This is a genomic window from Embleya scabrispora DSM 41855 (assembly GCF_000372745.1).
Taxonomy (GTDB): domain Bacteria; phylum Actinomycetota; class Actinomycetes; order Streptomycetales; family Streptomycetaceae; genus Embleya; species Embleya scabrispora.
In genome coordinates this window covers 192,715-208,808 of record NZ_KB889664.1, presented here as the reverse complement: position 1 = coordinate 208,808, position 16,094 = coordinate 192,715, and the positions used below count along the sequence as shown (strand labels likewise).

Sequence of the window (16,094 nt, the reverse complement as noted above, 5' to 3'; positions counted from 1 at the left end):
GGCCCGGAGCGGCAGTCGGGGCCGGAAGGGGAGAGCGGGGCCCGGCCCGGGCAATCGGGAGCCCAGGCCGGGGATCAGGCCCGCCGGCGCGTCAGGGGGCGTCCCAGCGCGGTGAGGCGGCGATCACCTTCACCTGGTCCTGAATCACGGAGGGTCCGGCAGATGATCTGTCGCCCGCGTCCGTCTTGGACGGCGGGTCCTGCTCGAAGCGGATCCGGAGTCCGCGGGCACGGAATGCGGTCAGCGCCCACGGTACGTACCTGCCGTTCTCGGTGCGCGCGCGGTCGATCCTCGCCGGGGTCCCGTCGGACAGTTTCACGATCTCGCAGGTACCGGCCTTGGCATCGTCCTTGGCGGCGGGTGGGCAGACCGGGCGCTCGCCGATCGGGCCGGCCTCGACGCGGACGTCCAGCCGGTGGGTCCCGGAGCCGGTGTCCACGACGAACTCGTCCGAGCCCCACGACCCGTCGGCCGAGAGCACGCGCGCCCCGGGGGGAAGCAGGGCGGGCACCAAGCCGACAACCTGCTGCGCGGGAGTGGGTACGGCCGCGCCGACCGATTCCCAGCCCGTGTTGCGGGCGATGGCGATGATCTGCTCCATACTCAGGCCCGAGACACCGGCGACGCCACCGGGCTCGCTGTACGTGCCCACGACCCGGACGTCGACGCGCGCGCCGTCGGGGCGGGTGTACAGGGCGCTCCACAACTGGTTGATGCCGTCCTTCTCCTTGGCGGTCCTGCGCACGGTGAGCGCGCCTCCGTCCGGCTCCGGCGACCGACTGCACGCGTTCTTCGAGAGGGTCTCGGCGCAGTACGCCTCGTTGTCCTCGCGGCCGCCGGGGACCGGGCGGGAGACCACCACGCTGATCTCGGAGGATCCGGACGTGGTCGTGTAGGTCGCCTGGACTTGTGCCTGGGAACGGAGCACTCTCGGCGAATCCGCCGCGAAGTAGGTATCTCCGTCGATCAGTTGGCGACCCGAAGGAACTGCGTTGACCAGGAGCGACACCAGGTCGCGCGGCGCGTTGGTCACCCAGAGGGCGCCGGTGCGGTCGGCGGGTCCGGGATCCGAGGTGTCGAACGCGCCCTCGACGGTGGCCCATCCGGCGACGCTCGCCGTCACCAGTGCGGCGGCGAGGGCGCTTCGACGCAGGGTTCGCAACCGCCGGCGTCGCCGGCCGCGGGCCAGACCTCGGGCGACCAGGTCGGAACTGGGCCCGGGAAACGTGTCGCCGGCGGTTCGCAGCGCCCCGGGCAACTCCCGCTCGTACCGCTCGAAGTCCTCGTCGCTGAACGGGTCCGCATCGGTGAACACGGCCTGCACGTCCTTCCGGTCGCGGTCACGGGGTCGGGGTCGGGGTCGATGGTGGCGTTCGGGCCCGGTCAGCATGCCGCCGCCGGGGCTCGCAGTTCGGTGCCCAGGAGGGTGCGCAGCCGGCCCAGGGCCCGTTTGGCGCGGACCGGTACGGTGCCGGGCGCGGTCCGCAGGATGTCCGCGGTCTCCTTGACCGAGTAGTCCTCCCAATAGCGAAGCACCAGGACCGCGCGGTCGGCCGGGGACAGTCGGGCCAGACCTTCCAGGAGGGTCAGGCGCAGCTCGATGTCGTCGTCGACGGGCGCGTGTGGCTCGGGGAGTTCCTCGGCGGGATGCTCCGACCACCGTTTGAGCCGGCGGGCGGACAAGAACGTGCGCACCAGTGTCGTATGCGCGTAGGCCATGGGGGCGTCCATCGTGCTCACCCGGTTCCAGCGGGGGAAGAGTTTGCCGAAGGTCTCCTGGACCAGGTCCTCGGCCAGGTGCCAGTCGCCGGTGAGCAGGCAGGCGGTGCGCAGCAGTTGACTGCTGCGCGCATGCGCGAACTCTTCGAAGTCCGCGGCCTTGCTTCCCGACATGGGGCCTCCACACGTTGGCGTCACACGAGTAACGCCTCGACCGCGCGGTTTCATAACACCCTGCGTCGGAGATTCTTCGGGCCCGGTTCCGAGGCGGACGCCCGTCGACGGAACGGACCAGGGCCCGGGTCGAGGCGTTCGGCCCGGGGCCGGCGGGGCCGGGCCGGTCGGCCGTCAGCGGTCCGTGTCCTCCGGTTCGCTCAGCCACTCCTCCACCGTCTTCCCGCGGCGCCAGTAGCCGGCGGCGTGCAGGGTGTGCCGGTTCATGCCACGCTCGTTGCGCAGGTAGCGGCGGATGGTGCGGACGGTGAGCGCCTCGCCGGCGACCCAGGCGTACACGGTGCCGTCGGGCCAGGGAAATTCACAGACCGCGTCGGCCAGTTGATCCTCCTCGGCGTCGGTCGTCGTGTCGCGGTGCAGCCAGCGCACTCGCACATCGGTGTCCGGGGCCGCGGCCAGGCACTGTTCCTCGTTTCGATCGGCGACCTCGACGAAGACGTGCGCGCGGGTGCCGGGGGCGAGGCGTTCGAGGATCGAGGCGACGGCCGGCAGTGCGGTCTCGTCGCCGGCGATCAGCAACTGGTCGGCGTCGGCCGGCGGATGCGAACCCGGTGCGGGGCCGGCGATGCCCAGTACGTCACCCGGTCGGGCGTCCCGTGCCCACTCGACGGCTCGGCCGTTGCCGTGGATCACGAAGTCGACGTCGAGTTCGAGCCCGACCGGGTCGAAGCGCCGCACGGTGTAGTTCCGCGCGTGCGGCGGTGTGGCGCCGTCGGGAAAGACCAGGCCCTCGGGGCCGAATTCGGGCAGTACCGGGATCGGCTCGCCCTTCGGTGGAAAGAACAGTTTGACGTGTTCGTCGGCCTGCCTGCCGCCGTCGAAGCCGCGCAACCCGTCGCCGCCGAAGGTGAGTCGCAACATTCTCGGCGTCACCTCGACCGAGCGCACGACCGTGGCCAGACAGGTGCGAATCGGCGAACGCCCGGGACTGCTGCGGCGGTTGGTGGTCTCGTCGTCTCGCGCCATGGGAACTCCTTCGTGGTTGCGGACTCGATTCTCGGGCCGGACCGTCGCGCGCCCCGCCATGGGTGCGGCATTCGGCGGGACGACGCCATGACACGCGCACTGGGCAAGCCATTCAGGTATGCCTTACCTTACTGGAGTGTCTCTACGGGTCGACTCCCCCGACGCTTCGTCCGCCGCCGTCGCCACACCCGACGCCCGGGCCGCGCCCGGGCGTTCGCGACGGCTCGGGCTGTTCGTGTTCCTGACCGTGCTGTTGCTCGGCGCGCTGTTCGCGTCCCTGGCCATCGGCACCCGCAACGTCGCGCCCGGCGAGGTGTTCGCCATGCTCGGCGGCGAACGCGCGGGCGACGCCGGGCTGATCCGCGATCTGCGGGTGCCCCGTACGCTCCTGGGGCTCCTGGTCGGCGTCGCCCTCGGCATGGCCGGTGCGGTCGCCCAGGACGTGACCCGCAACCCGCTGGCCGACCCGGGCCTGATCGGGGTCAGCGCCGGTGCGGCATTCGCGGTCGCGGCAAGCGTGGGGTTGCTCGGGCTGACCGGATCGCACGGCTACCTGTGGTTCGCCTTCCTGGGCGCGGCCGTCGCGGGCGCGATCGCATACCTCGTGGGCGGAGCCGGCGTGGGCGGCGCGACGCCCGCCAAGCTCGCGCTCGCGGGAGCCGCGGTCAGCGCCCTGCTGGAGGCCGGCACCGGAGCCCTCGTGCTGACCGACCCCGACTCGCTCGGCCGCTACCGCTCCTGGGCGGTCGGTTCGCTGGCCGGCCGGGACAGCGAAACCACGCTGTTCCTGCTGCCGTTCGTCGTGGTCGGTGGGTGCCTCGCGCTCGCCCTGACCGGCCGGCTCAACGCGTTGGCCCTGGGCGACGAACTCGCCACCACGCTCGGCACACGAGCGGGCACCACGCGGGCCCTGGGCGCGCTCGTGGTGGTCCTGCTGACCGGCACGGCGGTCGCCGCCGCCGGGCCGATCGTGTTCGTCGGCCTGGTGGTCCCGCACGTGCTGCGGGCCTTCACCGGGCCCGACGCCCGCTGGCTGGTGCCGTGTTCGGGGCTGGCCGGCGCGGTGTTGTTGCTGCTCGCCGACGTGATCGGGCGAGTGATCGCGCGGCCGACGGAGGTGGAGGTCGGCGTGGTCACCGCCTTCCTCGGGGCGCCGTTCCTCATATATCTGGTCAGGCGCGGAAGGATCGGGGAGCACTCCGGATGAAGACTGCCCTGATCAAGACCGGCCGGCCCACGCCGCGCGTCGTGCGGTGGGAACGCGGGCCGCTCGGGTTCGCCGTGCGCCCGCGCACGCTCGTCGCGGTCGTCGTCCTGGTCGCGGTGGTCTTCGCCGGGTTGATCGCGTCGTTGGCGTTGGGCGACTATCCGCTCGCGTGGCGCGACGTGGTCACCGGCCTGTTCGGGGCAGGACCGGCCGACGCGGAGTTGGTGGTGCACGAACTCCGGCTTCCGCGCGCCCTGGTGGGGATGCTGGCCGGACTCGCGCTCGGGATGTCCGGGGCGGTGTTCCAGGCCGTGACGCGCAATCCGCTCGCCGGGCCGGACCTGATCGGGATCACCGCCGGTGCGGGCGCGGGTGCCGTCCTGGCGATCCTGTTGGGCGGCGTGAGCACCACGCGGTCCACGACCTACGGCGCGGTCCCCCTCGGCGCCCTGATCGGCGCGCTGGCAACTGCCGCTGTCATCCACCTGTTGGCGTTTCGCGGCGGCACCATCTCCGGGTACGGCTTCGTGCTCGTGGGCATCGCGGTCAACGGCATGCTGGCCGCGTCCACCCGCTGGATGCTCGCGCGCGTGGACATCGGCGCCGCGACGCGGGCCACTTCGTGGCTGACCGGCAGTCTGGACGGACGCGAGTACGCCCACGTGCGCTGGCTCGGCTACGCGCTCGTCGTGCTGGTGCCCGCGACCGTCGCCCTCGCGCGGCCGTACCGCATGCTCCAGTTCGACGACGACACCGCCGCGAGCCTGGGCATGCCGGTCACCCGCTCGCGGATCGCCCTGCTCGTGCTCGCCACCGCGCTCACGGCGGCGGCGACCGCGTGCGCCGGGCCGGTGGTCTTCGTCGCCCTGGCCGCCCCGCAGATCGCCCGCAGACTGGCCGGTACCCCCGGGCTGCCCCTGGTCGTCAGCGGTCTGGTCGGCGCGGCCCTGGTGGTCCTGGCCGACCTGGTCGCCCGGACCGCGTTTCCCACCGAACTCCCCGTCGGCATCGTCACCGGCGCCGTCGGGGCGCCGTACCTGCTGTGGTTGCTCGCCCGGAACAACCGGGCCGGAAAGGGAGGCTGACGTGGGTATCGCGACAGAACGAACCAGGCCGACGGGGCGCCCGGACGGCACGGCGATCGCTCCCGGGATGAGCGCCGAAAGGCTCACCCTGGGCTACGGCGAGCGCGTGGTCGCCCGCGACCTGGACCTCGACATCCCCGCCGGCCGGGTGACCGCCCTGGTCGGACCCAACGCGTGCGGGAAGTCGACCGCGCTGCGTGCACTGGCCCGATTGCTGAAACCGCGTCAGGGCACCGTCCTGCTCGACGGCGAGAGCGTCGCCCGGCTGTCCGGACGGGACTTCGCACAGCGACTCGCACTGCTCCCACAGTCGCCGACCGCCCCCGAGGGCATCACCGTGCGCGATCTGGTCGCCCGCGGTCGCACGCCGTACCAGCGCTGGTGGCGACAGTGGTCCTCCTCCGACGACACCGTCGTCGACGCCGCGCTGTCGGCCACCGGCGTGGACGCCCTGGCCGGCCGAGCCATCGACGAACTCTCCGGCGGGCAACGCCAGCGCGTGTGGATCGCGATGGCACTGGCCCAGGACACCCCGGTGTTGCTGCTCGACGAACCCACCACCTACCTCGATCTGGCCTATCAGGTCGACGTCCTGGAACTGGTGGCCGAGCTGGGGCGAGCCGAGGGTCGCACGGTGGTGATGGTCATCCACGAGCTCAACCACGCGTGCCGGTACGCCGACCACCTCATCGCGATGTGCGACGGCCGGGTGGTCGCGGCCGGCCCGCCCGCCGAGGTCGTCACCCCCGACCTGGTGCGGGAGGTCTTCGACCTGCGCGCCGCAGTCATCACATGCCCCATCGCGGGCACCCCCCTGGTCATCCCACTCGGCGGCCGACGCTAGACACCGGGATGCAATTGGCCTTCTGCCAAAAGGAGTTGCCACTCGGCCGTGGACCGACGCGGCAGCCTCCGCCGTCGGCACACAGGCCGACGGACAGGGCCGGCCGTCCCGCTCCGACCCCTGGCCACATCGAACAAAGTTAGGTTAGCCTCGCCTATGGAAAGGCCGTAAGTGTTCTGTGCGCCCTTCGAGGCCACCAACCGGAAGGGACGCGTGCGTTGACCTCATCTCGGCACGACGGAAAGACCATTCACGACCTCGTCGGGGTCGGATTCGGGCCTTCGAACCTCGCGCTCGCCGTCGCGATCGAGGAACACAACACGCTCGCCGCCCCGGACCACCGGGTAAACGCCTTGTTCCTGGAGAAACAGCCGGCCTTCGGCTGGCATCGCGGCATGCTCGTCGACGGCGCGACGATGCAGGTCTCATTCCTCAAGGACCTTGCCACGCTGCGCAATCCGACCAGCGACTTCAGCTTCGTCGCCTATCTGCACTCGATCGACCGCCTCGTCGACTTCGTCAACCACAAGGTGTTCTTCCCGCTCCGGGCCGAGTTCCACGGCTACCTCGAATGGGCCGCGGCCCGCGTGGCCGACCAGGTTCGCTACGGCGCCGAGGTCCTCGCGATCGAACCCGTCGTCACCGACGGCAGGATCACCGCCTTCGACGTCGCCGTCGCGAACGACCCCGTCGTACACCGCGCCCGCAACGTGGTCCTCGCCCCGGGCCTGACCCCGCATCTGCCCGACGGAGTCGGCGTCACCACGCGGGTGTGGCACAATTCCCGCCTCGTGCCCAACGTCGCCGGCCTCGATCCGGCCGGCGTGCGCACCGCGGTGGTGGTCGGGGCCGGTCAAAGTGCCGCCGAGACCGCCGACTACCTCCACCGGCGCTTCCCCGACGCGCAGGTGCACGCCGTCTTCAGCCGCTACGGCTACTCCCCCGCCGACGACAGCCCGTTCGCCAACCGGATCTTCGACCCCGCCGCCGTCGATCACTACTTCGAGGCGCCCGAACAGGTCAAACGGCAACTGACGGACTACCACCGCAACACGAACTACTCGGTCGTGGACGGCGATCTGATCGAGGAACTGTACCGGCGCGTGTACGAGGAGCGCGTGCAGGGCCGACAGCGGCTGCACATCCGCCACGCCACCCGCGTCGTGGAAGTGCGCGAGGACCCCGAAGCCGCGCACGTGGACGTCGAGTTCCTGCCCACCGGCAAGACCGAGACGCTGCGCGCCGACGTGGTCGTGTACGCGACGGGCTACCGCCCCGGCGACGGACTCGCCCTCCTGGGCGACACCGCCGGCGCCTGTACCCGCGACGAGTTCGGACGCCCCCGGCTGGGCCGCGACTACCGCGTGGTCACCGAACCCCCGCTCGACGCCGGGATCTACCTCCAGGGCGGGACCGAGCACACCCACGGCCTCGGCTCCACGCTCCTGTCCAACATCGCCGTCCGCGCCGGCGAGATCCTCGCCTCGATCAACGACCACACGGGCCCGAGCCCCGCCGCCGAGGCCCGAACCGCGCCCCGGCCTCGGACCGACACCGCGCCCGGCCCGGTCACGTCCTCCCGACAGGGCTGATCCGTGCGCCTGGGCGACATCGCGGTGGACGTCACACCGCTCCGCGCCAACCGCGATTTCCGGCTGCTGTTCACCGCGACCGCGCTGTCCATGCTCGGCACCGCGTTGACCTCGGTCGCCGCGAGCATCCAGGTGTACGACCTGGGCAACTCGTCGCTGCACGTGGGGCTGGTCAACCTGGTGATCGGCGTCAGCCTGTGCGTGGGTCTGCTCGCCGGCGGCGTCCTGGCCGACCACACCGACCGACGCCGGCTGATCCTGGTCACCCGGGCCGGATCCGCCGTCGTGGTCCTGGCCCTGGCCGGCAACGCCCTCGCACCCGAGCCGCAATTGTGGTTCGTCTACCTCGCCGCCATCGCCGCGGGCCTCGCCGGCGGCCTGGGCGCACCCGCGCTGATGGCCGTCACCCCCGCCCTCGCCGGCCGCGAACACCTGGCCGCCGCAGGGGCGTTGCTTACCCTGACCACCCAGTTCGGCGCGATGGTGGGCCCCGGTCTGGCGGGGCTGATCGCCGCCGGCCCGGGCGTTGCCGTGTGCTATCTGATCGACGCGGCCGGATTCGTGCTGGGCGCGGTCCTGCTGTCGCGGTTGCCGCGCCTGCCGCCCGGCTCCGACGAGGACGCCGACACCGATCACGCCGCGGCGCGACACCCGGTGCAGGCCGTCCTGGACGGTCTGCGGCACGTACGCGCGAACCGGGTCATCCGCGCCCTCATGCTCGTGGACCTGGCCGCCGTCGTGCTGGCGATGCCGTACGCGCTGTTTCCCGAGATGGGCAACGAGGTCTTCGACGGCGGGCCCACCGCGGTCGGCCTGCTCTACACCGCGCCCGCCGTGGGTGCCTTCCTGGGCGCCCTGGCCGGCGGCTGGATCGGGCGAGTGCAACGCCCCGGGGTGACCCTGATCGTGGTGGCCGCCCTGTGGGGCGCGGCGATCGCCGCGTTCGGACTGAGCCGGCACCTGTGGCTCGGCCTGCTCCTGCTGGCCCTCGCGGGCGGCGCCGACACGGTCTCCGAGATCCTGCGCCGCGCCCTCCTCCAGCAGTACACCCCCGACCGGCTCCAGGGCCGGGTCGGCAGCCTGTGGCTGGCTCAGGCCACCGCGGGCCCGGCCGCGGGAAACGCGCTCTCCGGTGGCGTCGCCCGGCTGCTCGGCCCCGGCACCACCCTCGTGGCGGGCGGCGTGGCGTGTGTCGCCGCAGTCGTCGCGGTCGCCGGCGCCCTGCCCGCACTGCGAGCGGCCGGGCCGATCTCCGGGCCGATGACGGACGCGACACCGACGCCATCGACGCCCGCCCTGGCGCCGACACCGACCCCGACGACCGATTCGCCCTCCACCGACCCCGGACCCACCGCCGACTCCCCCACCGGCACGCCGACGACGAATACCACGACCACGAAAGGCTGATCCGCCGTGACGAACCCCTTCGACGACGATTCCGGGACGTTCCTGGCCCTGCTCAACGACGAGGGCCAGTACTCGCTGTGGCCCGCGTTCCTGGACCCGCCCGACGGCTGGCACACCGAGCACGGACCCGCGTCCCGAGCGCAATGCCTGGAACACATCGAAAACCATTGGACCGACATGCGGCCGCGCTCGCTCGTGGCCGCCACCGAGAACTGAGCGGAGAGCACCGGTGTTGCGCACGCTGCTGAGCGGCAAGATCCACCGGACCCGGGTGACCCGGGCCGACCTGCACTACGTCGGATCGCTGACGGTCGACGAGGACCTGCTGGACGCGGCCGGCATCACCGAGGGCGAGGTGGTCCAGGTCGTCGACATCGACACCGGGGCACGCCTGACCACGTATGCGATCCCCGGCCCGCGCGGCAGCGGCGTGATCGGCGCCAACGGGGCCGCCGCGCGGCTGATCCACCCGGGCGATCTGGTCATCGTGATGGCATTCGTGCTCTTGGACGAGACCGAGATCGCCGGGCACCGACCCCGCGTGGTGCACGTCGACGCGGACAACCGGATCGTCGCGCTGGGCAGCGACCCGGCGGAGCCGGTCCCCGGCATGCCGGGGCAGATCGCCGGTACCACGATCGCCGTACTCTGACGCCCACTCCCTGCGGCCGCGCCACGCTGCCGCCCGCTTACTCGACTCCGCTGCCCTGAGCGGAGGTTGGCATCCTCGCGGACGGAATTCGAGACCGAACGGCATTGATGCCGCGCGACGACGAGGAGGAGGACGGGGCGCCGCCGAGCCGCACGACCGTGGACCCCGGCCGCGGAACGGCCGTCATCCGCCTGCCGCACACCGGCCGACAGCGGCGCCCCCTCCTCCGGGTACGTCTGCGGCGCTCAGCCCTTCGCCGCCTGCGCCGCGACGTCCACGCGCGGCATGATCCTGTCGACCACGTACTCCACCGCCAGCGGGGTGGGCGCGCGCAGGGCCCAGAAGTCGTTGGAGTCGAGCGGCACATACGAGCCACGCTTGACCACGTTCAGCTTCGCGAACTGCGGATTGCCCTCGATCGCCTTGCGCAGCCCGTCGTCCCCGTTGTAGTTGCTCAGCAACACGCCCACTTCGAGCACGTCCAGCCGCTCCATGCTCAACTCGGCCGCGAACCCGGCACCCGGCAGGCCCGCGAGACTGTCCGGAAAGCTCATCCCGAACCCGGCGAGCAGCTTCACCGAGGTGTCGGACCTGTCCTTGAGCACCGCGACCGTGCCCGCGTTCTGCGCGTTGGTCAGCGCGAAGGACTTGCCGGCGATCGCCGGGTACCGCTTGGCGACACCGGCGACCTTGGCCTCCAGATCGGTCACCAACTTCTCGGCTTCGGTGGACTTGCCCAATGCCTTGCCCACCTGCCGGGTCACCTGCTGCCAACCGTCCTGCGAAGGGCCGGTCTCGAACGCCGTGGTCGGCGCGATCTTGCTGAGCTTCTCGTACTCCTGCTCGACCCAGTAGTCGGTGTTCGCCAGGATCAGATCGGGCTGGAGCGCGAGCACCTTCTCCAGCGGAGCACCGTTCTCGCCCATCGTGATGATCTGCGGCTTGTCCCCGCCCAGCTTGGGTTTGGCCCACGGGGCCACCCCGTCCGGCGGGGTCGTCTCGACCATGCCGGCCAGCTTGGTCGCAAGCGCGAGCGCGGCGTCCTGATCGCCCTCGCCCAGCGCCACGATGCGCTTCGGCGCCTTCTTGATCGTGGTCGTACCCAGCTTGTGCGTGATCGTGATCGGGTACGTCGCCGCCGCTCCGCCCGTCCCGGGAGAGGCCGGCGCCGGGGCGGGCCCGCTGCCGGAGGAGTCCTTCTTGTCGTCGCCATCGCCGCAGGCCGCGAGGCCCAATACGAGGGCCGCGGCTATCCCGGCCGCGGCGATCCGGCCGGGGCCGGAGCGACGGACGGTGGGCCGGCGAACGAAGGCCGGCGCTGCGAGTGTTCGCATGATGGATCAGAGCCTCTCTCGGTGTGGTGCGTCCAACCGTCGGCGTACGTGCGGGCCCCACTGGTCCACCGCGGCCGAGGTCAGCAGATCGTCGTGCGCGTGGTCGACGACGTGCTCGTCGACCACGCCGAGAACGTGGTCCGCCCAAGCCCGACGGCCGGTGCGCTCGGCGTTCCCGTGGGCGGCGACGCACAACACGTCACCGCGAAAGGCCGGGTAGGGGTCGGCTGGCGCGAGATGTTCGTACGCGACCCGCGTGCGCAACAGGGCCGCCACCAACTCCTCGCCCAGCGCGCCGGCCAGGTCCACCTCGGCCGGGGTGGCCCGCAGCAGCTGCGCCCGCGCGGCCTCCTCACCGAACCCGTTGCCCGCAGCGGTCGCGTCGGCGCACGATCGCGGGACGGGCGGCTCCGCGTCGACGAGCACCAGCAGGTCCACCCGCTCGCCCGCGCGCTGCAACTCGGCGGCCAGCGCGTACGCGAGTTCGCCGCCGAAGGACCAGCCCAGGAGCCGGTAGGGGCCGTGCGGCCGGACCGTACGCATGCTGCGCAGGTGCTCCGCGACCACGTCCTCGAACCGGGCCGGCGCCGCGGCACCGGACAACATCGCGGACTGGAGCCCGTAGACCGGGCGATCGGCCCCCACGTACGAGAGCAGGGTCGTGTAGGGCCAGGCGAACCCGAATCCGGCGTGCACGCAGAACAGCGGCGGGAGGTCGCCGCCGGCACGCAACACCGACACGGGCGCGGTCAGGTCGTCCGTGTCGCTGCCGGCACGCAGCCGCTCCGCGAGATCGGCCACCGTCGGTGCGGTCAACACCATCGCGACCGTGACGGAGTCGGCATCGCGCACGAGGTCGGCGGCCCGGATCGCACCGACCAGGCGGACCGCGAGCAGCGAATGCCCGCCCAGGGTGAAGAAGTTGTCGTCGATACCCACCCGGGGCAGGTCCAGGACCTCGGCGAAGACGCGACACAGCACGGCCTCGACCGTGTCCCGGGGCCCTCGGTCGGTGACCGCGGCGGCGAAGTCCGGCTCGGGCAGCGCGGCCCGATCCAGCTTTCCGTTGACGGTCAGCGGCAGCACCTCCAGCGGCACGAACGCGCTCGGCACCATGTAGTCCGGCAACCGGGCCGCCGCCCACGTGCGCAGCGCGTGCGGATCGGCTCCGCCGACCACGTAGGCGGTCAATCGGGTCCCGTCCGCGCTCGGCACGACGGCCGACCTCCGCACCTCGGGGTGTGTGTCCAACACGGTCTGGATTTCGGCGGGTTCGATGCGGTGGCCGCGGATCTTGATCTGGTCGTCGGTGCGGCCGAGGTAGTCGATGATGCCGTCCGGACGACGCCGGGCCAGGTCGCCGGTGCGGTAGAGCCGGGAGCCGGGCGGCCCGAACGGATTGGCGACGAAGCGGGCGGCGGTTTGCCCGGGGCCGTTGAGGTAGCCGCGGGCGAGGCCGATGCCGGTGACGTACAGCTCCCCGGGCACGCCGACGGGCACCGGTTGCAGGTTGGCGTCGAGGATGTGGGTGGCGGTGTTGAGGATCGGCCGACCGATCGCGGGCGTGGCGCTGTCCTGGGTGCCCGCCCCGAGCGTGTTGATGGTGTACTCGGTCGGCCCGTACAGGTTGTAGCCCAACACGCCGTCGGTGTCGCGCAGCGCGGCCCAGACGCCGTCGGGGACGGCCTCGCCGCCGAGCAGGACGAGGGCGGGTCGGTGGCGTCCGGCGGTGGGGTCCGAGTCGAGGAGGCCCTCCTCCAGCAGGTGTTGGGCGTAGGTGGGGGTGACGTTGACGACGTCGATCCGGTGTCGGTCCACATACCGGGTCAGCGCGTGTGCGTCACGGCGCAACTCCTCGTCGCACACGTGCACTTCGTGCCCCTCGACCAGCCACAGCAGCTCCTCCCAGGACATGTCGAACGCGAACGAGACGGTGTGCGCCACCCGCAACCGCCGACCCGTCGCCGCCACCACCGGATCGAAGATCTCCCGACGGTGATTGACCTGCATGTTCGTCAGACCGCGATACGGCGTCACCACACCCTTGGGCCGCCCCGTCGAACCCGACGTGTAGATCACATACGCCGGATGCGCCAACCGACGCNCNTCNCCNCGNACGAANTCAGNGCGTTCGGCATCNGTCAGATCCGCGCCCGACAGNCCCGCCAACTCCGCCCGCACCGACACGTCCCACAGGTCGACGGTGTTCTCGCCCACGGTGTCCCCCGCGGTCAGGACGCAGACCGGCCGGGTCTCGTCGACCATCCAGGCGATGCGCTCGTGCGGCAGGTCGCGCTCCAGCGGCAGGTAGGCCGCACCGGTCTTCAGNACNGCGAACAGTGCCGCCACCATGTCGGCGGTGCGCGGCAGCGCCAGACCCACCACCCGCTCGGGACCCGCACCACGANCCCGCAACAGACGTGCGATGCGGTTCGAGCGCTCGTTCAACTCCCGATACGTCCACGCCAACGGCGCCACACCGTCCGGATCCTGCACCACCGCGACCACATCCGGCACCAACACCGCCCGCTCCTCCAGCAGATCGGCCACAGTCGCGTCCGGTACCGGATGGGTGGTGGTGTTCCAGGTGTCGAGCAGACGGCGGCGTTCGACGGGGGCGAGTACGTCGATGCGGGCGCAGGCGCGGGTGGGGTCGTCGGCGAAGGCTTCCAGGATCCGCAGGTAGCGTTCGGTGAGTACTTCGACGTCGGCACGGGCGAAGGCGCCGTCGTGGTACATCGCGCGCAGCCGGGTCACCTCGCCGGGGGTGATCACCATGGACACCGGGTAGTGCGTGGCGTCCCGGACCGCGTGGCCCAGCACGCGCAGTTCGGCGTCGGGACCGAACCCGCGGTCTTTGTCCGGCAGGGGCAGGTTCTGGAACACGAAGAAGGTGTCGAAGAGTGGGCCCGCGCCCACCATGGCCTGCAGTTCGCCAAGTCCCAGATACGGATGGTCGTGCAGATCCGTCTTGTCGTCCTGGGTTCGCCGCCACAACTCGGCGATCGACTCGTGCGGTGCGAGCCGCACCCGCACCGGGACCGTGTTGAACAGAACGCCTACGGTCGTGTCGATGCCCTCGACGTCGGGGTGCCGGCCGGAGACGAGTGCGCCGAACACGGTGTCGTCGCGTCCGGTGAGCCGGCCCAGCAACAGCCCCCAGGCGCTTTCGTAGAGCGTGCCCACGGTGACGCCGGCCTCGCGGGCGCGGGCCGCCAGGCGGGCGGCGAGGGCGGCGGGCACCTCGCGGTGCGTCTCCCCGGCCGAGTCCGGGGTGGCGTCGTCGCCGGGCGGGCGCGGGCCGGCCAGGAGGGTGGGTTCGGTGACGTCGCCCAGGTAGGCGGACCACGCGGCGCGGGCCGCGTCCCGGTCGCGAGTGCCCAGCCAGCGCAGGAAGACTCGGAAGGGGGTGGTGGGCCGCGCCGCCTCGGCCTCGGCGTCGGTGTAGAACTCCAGGAGCGAGGTCAGTGCGAGGCCGCCGGACCAGCCGTCGAGCAGGGCCACCTGCGAGGTGAGCAGGAGTCGGTGGCCGCGGGCGGAGGTGCGGGCCAGGGCGAAGCGGAGCAGCGGCGGGCGGGCCGGGTCGAACGGGATCTCGCGTTGGCGGTCGGCGAACTCCTCGAACGCGGCCTCGACGTCGGCACCTTCACCGCCTCCGGCCTCGGTTTCGGCTCCGGCATCGGCACCGGTGAGGTCGGTGTAGGCGAACGGCACGGTGAACCGCTCGGGCACCACCTGCACGGGGCCGTCCTCGGTACCGACGAAACCGGCACGCAGGTTCGGGTACTTCTCCAGGACCCGTCGGGCCGCGTCCGCGAGCCGGGCCGTGTCCACGGGGCCGTCCAGGAACAGCACGGCCTGCTGTACGTAGATGTCGCGGGCCGCGCCGTCGAGCATGAGGTGGAAGAGCAGGCCCTCCTGCAGCGGGGACAGCGGCAGCACTTCGGCGACACCCGCGCCGCCGATCGCGTGGTCGAGCGCGGCTTCCTCGGGGTGGGCGCGCGCCTCGTTTCGGGCCGGGGCGGCGTCGAGCAGGGTGGGGCGCAGGGCGGTGCGCCAGGCATCGAGCAGGGCCGCGACGTCGAGTTCGGGCAGCGTCTTGGGGTCGGCGACCACGCGCAGTGCGATGCGTCGCCCGGCTCCGGTGGGCGAGTGGTCGACCCACAGGTCCAGGCGCAGCGCATAGCGCGAGAAGGAGTGACCGTCGCTGTCGCGGTCGTGGGCGAGCAACGGTTCGTCGCCGAGGTCGGTGTGTCCGTAGGCCAGGAGCACTCCGGCCTCGGGTGCGTCGGCGAGGGCGCCCGCGGTCTGTTCGGCGAGGTGGAGCGCGACGCCGAAGTCGGCTGCGGTGCGCGGGTCGGCGGGCAGCGCGTCGGTGTCGCCCGATCCGGGTTCCAGCAGGGCGGGGAAGACGCGTCGCAGGTCGCCGACGGTGTGCGCGAAGCGGTCGCCGTGCCGGTCGCGGTCGTCCTCGGCGACGTCCAGGAACAGCGGCCCGGGGGCCAGGTCGCCCAGGACCTTCGCCACGGTCGTGACGAGGATCGCGCGCAGTGCTGTACGCGGGATCAACGCGGCCGCCTCGGGCGGAAGTTCGAGGATACCGGCGGCGGCGACGGGGGCTGTGTCGGGGATGCCGGGTTCGCCGGTCGTCCACGGCGTGGGCGACTCCAGGTCGTCCACCCGGTCCATCAGGGTGAACCAGCGGGTGGCGCGGTCGAGCAGACCCGGGTCGGCGGCGTCCAGGGCGACGGCTGCGGCGTAGTCCGTGGTCGTCGCGGGCTCTGGCCCCATCGGATCACCGCGCAGGCCCGCGCGCAGTTCGTCGGCGAGGATGCGCCACGATGTTCCGTCGACGATGCCTCCGGGCAGGGCGACGACCAGCAGTCCCGGCAGGGTCGGGCCGCGATCCACCCACGCGGTCGCGGAAGTTCCGGCCACGCGGGCCACTCGGGCGGTGGAGCGCCGGGCGTCCGCGCCGACGGTGAAGGTGCCGCACCACGTGGTCGGCTCGTCGGTGTGCAGGCGTTGGTGTCGGGCCAGGACGGCGGTCGCGC

At 72.1% G+C, this 16,094-nt stretch carries 12 protein-coding genes and 1 pseudogene; 7 read left to right on the top strand and 6 right to left on the bottom strand.

Annotated features, from left to right (window positions below; all coding sequences use genetic code 11):
• Positions 1–91: 91 nt before the first annotated feature.
• The 3 genes from A3IC_RS0118230 to A3IC_RS0118220 form a co-directional block, all read right to left on the bottom strand.
• Positions 92–1,315, bottom strand: a complete 1,224-nt coding sequence (locus A3IC_RS0118230; RefSeq protein ID WP_158695996.1) for a hypothetical protein — start codon at positions 1,313–1,315, stop codon at positions 92–94.
• Positions 1,316–1,383: 68 nt separating this feature from the next.
• Positions 1,384–1,893 carry a SigE family RNA polymerase sigma factor gene (locus A3IC_RS0118225; protein WP_020551482.1) on the bottom strand — a complete coding sequence of 170 codons (510 nt, stop codon included), beginning with the start codon at positions 1,891–1,893 and terminating at the stop codon, positions 1,384–1,386.
• Between the two features lie 174 nt (positions 1,894–2,067).
• Complete coding sequence (locus tag A3IC_RS0118220; RefSeq protein ID WP_020551481.1) at positions 2,068–2,919, bottom strand: siderophore-interacting protein; 852 nt, start codon at positions 2,917–2,919, stop codon at positions 2,068–2,070.
• A 118-nt stretch (positions 2,920–3,037) separates the two neighbouring features.
• On the opposite strand from A3IC_RS0118220, the gene A3IC_RS0118215 reads away from it, so the two are divergent.
• The 7 genes from A3IC_RS0118215 to panD all read left to right on the top strand — a co-directional run bounded on the left by A3IC_RS0118215 (position 3,038) and on the right by panD (position 9,706).
• Positions 3,038–4,126 (top strand): FecCD family ABC transporter permease, encoded by a 1,089-nt coding sequence (locus tag A3IC_RS0118215; RefSeq protein ID WP_106668931.1) that lies wholly within the window; start codon positions 3,038–3,040, stop codon positions 4,124–4,126.
• On the top strand, positions 4,123–5,211 hold the full coding sequence (locus A3IC_RS0118210; protein WP_020551479.1) for a FecCD family ABC transporter permease: 1,089 nt from the start codon (positions 4,123–4,125) through the stop codon (positions 5,209–5,211). The genes A3IC_RS0118215 and A3IC_RS0118210 overlap by 4 nt, the downstream gene beginning before the upstream one ends.
• 67 nt (positions 5,212–5,278) lie before the next feature.
• Positions 5,279–6,055: an ABC transporter ATP-binding protein gene (locus A3IC_RS0118205; RefSeq protein ID WP_020551478.1), complete on the top strand. Its 777-nt coding sequence runs from the start codon at positions 5,279–5,281 to the stop codon at positions 6,053–6,055.
• A 218-nt stretch (positions 6,056–6,273) separates the two neighbouring features.
• Positions 6,274–7,647: a lysine N(6)-hydroxylase/L-ornithine N(5)-oxygenase family protein gene (locus A3IC_RS0118200; protein ID WP_020551477.1), complete on the top strand. Its 1,374-nt coding sequence runs from the start codon at positions 6,274–6,276 to the stop codon at positions 7,645–7,647.
• Positions 7,648–7,650: 3 nt separating this feature from the next.
• Positions 7,651–9,054, top strand: coding sequence for an enterobactin transporter EntS (gene entS, locus A3IC_RS55130; protein ID WP_020551476.1), 1,404 nt, complete (start codon positions 7,651–7,653; stop codon positions 9,052–9,054).
• Between the two features lie 6 nt (positions 9,055–9,060).
• The gene (locus tag A3IC_RS0118190) at positions 9,061–9,270 is read left to right on the top strand and encodes an MbtH family protein (RefSeq protein ID WP_020551475.1); all 210 of its coding nucleotides are present in this window, start codon (positions 9,061–9,063) and stop codon (positions 9,268–9,270) included.
• Positions 9,271–9,283: 13 nt separating this feature from the next.
• Positions 9,284–9,706, top strand: a complete 423-nt coding sequence (gene panD / locus A3IC_RS0118185) for an aspartate 1-decarboxylase (protein WP_020551474.1) — start codon at positions 9,284–9,286, stop codon at positions 9,704–9,706.
• Positions 9,707–9,951: 245 nt separating this feature from the next.
• Here panD and A3IC_RS0118180 read toward each other — a convergent pair whose 3' ends face one another.
• The 3 genes and pseudogenes from A3IC_RS0118180 to A3IC_RS64935 all read right to left on the bottom strand — a co-directional run.
• Complete coding sequence (locus tag A3IC_RS0118180) at positions 9,952–11,040, bottom strand: ABC transporter substrate-binding protein (protein WP_020551473.1); 1,089 nt, start codon at positions 11,038–11,040, stop codon at positions 9,952–9,954.
• 6 nt (positions 11,041–11,046) lie between these two features.
• Positions 11,047–11,775 (bottom strand): thioesterase domain-containing protein, encoded by a 729-nt coding sequence (locus tag A3IC_RS73540; protein ID WP_425387343.1) that lies wholly within the window; start codon positions 11,773–11,775, stop codon positions 11,047–11,049.
• A gap of 45 nt (positions 11,776–11,820) precedes the next feature.
• A pseudogene (locus A3IC_RS64935) lies at positions 11,821–15,729 on the bottom strand (amino acid adenylation domain-containing protein); the annotation flags it as partial.
• Positions 15,730–16,094 lie beyond the last annotated feature (365 nt).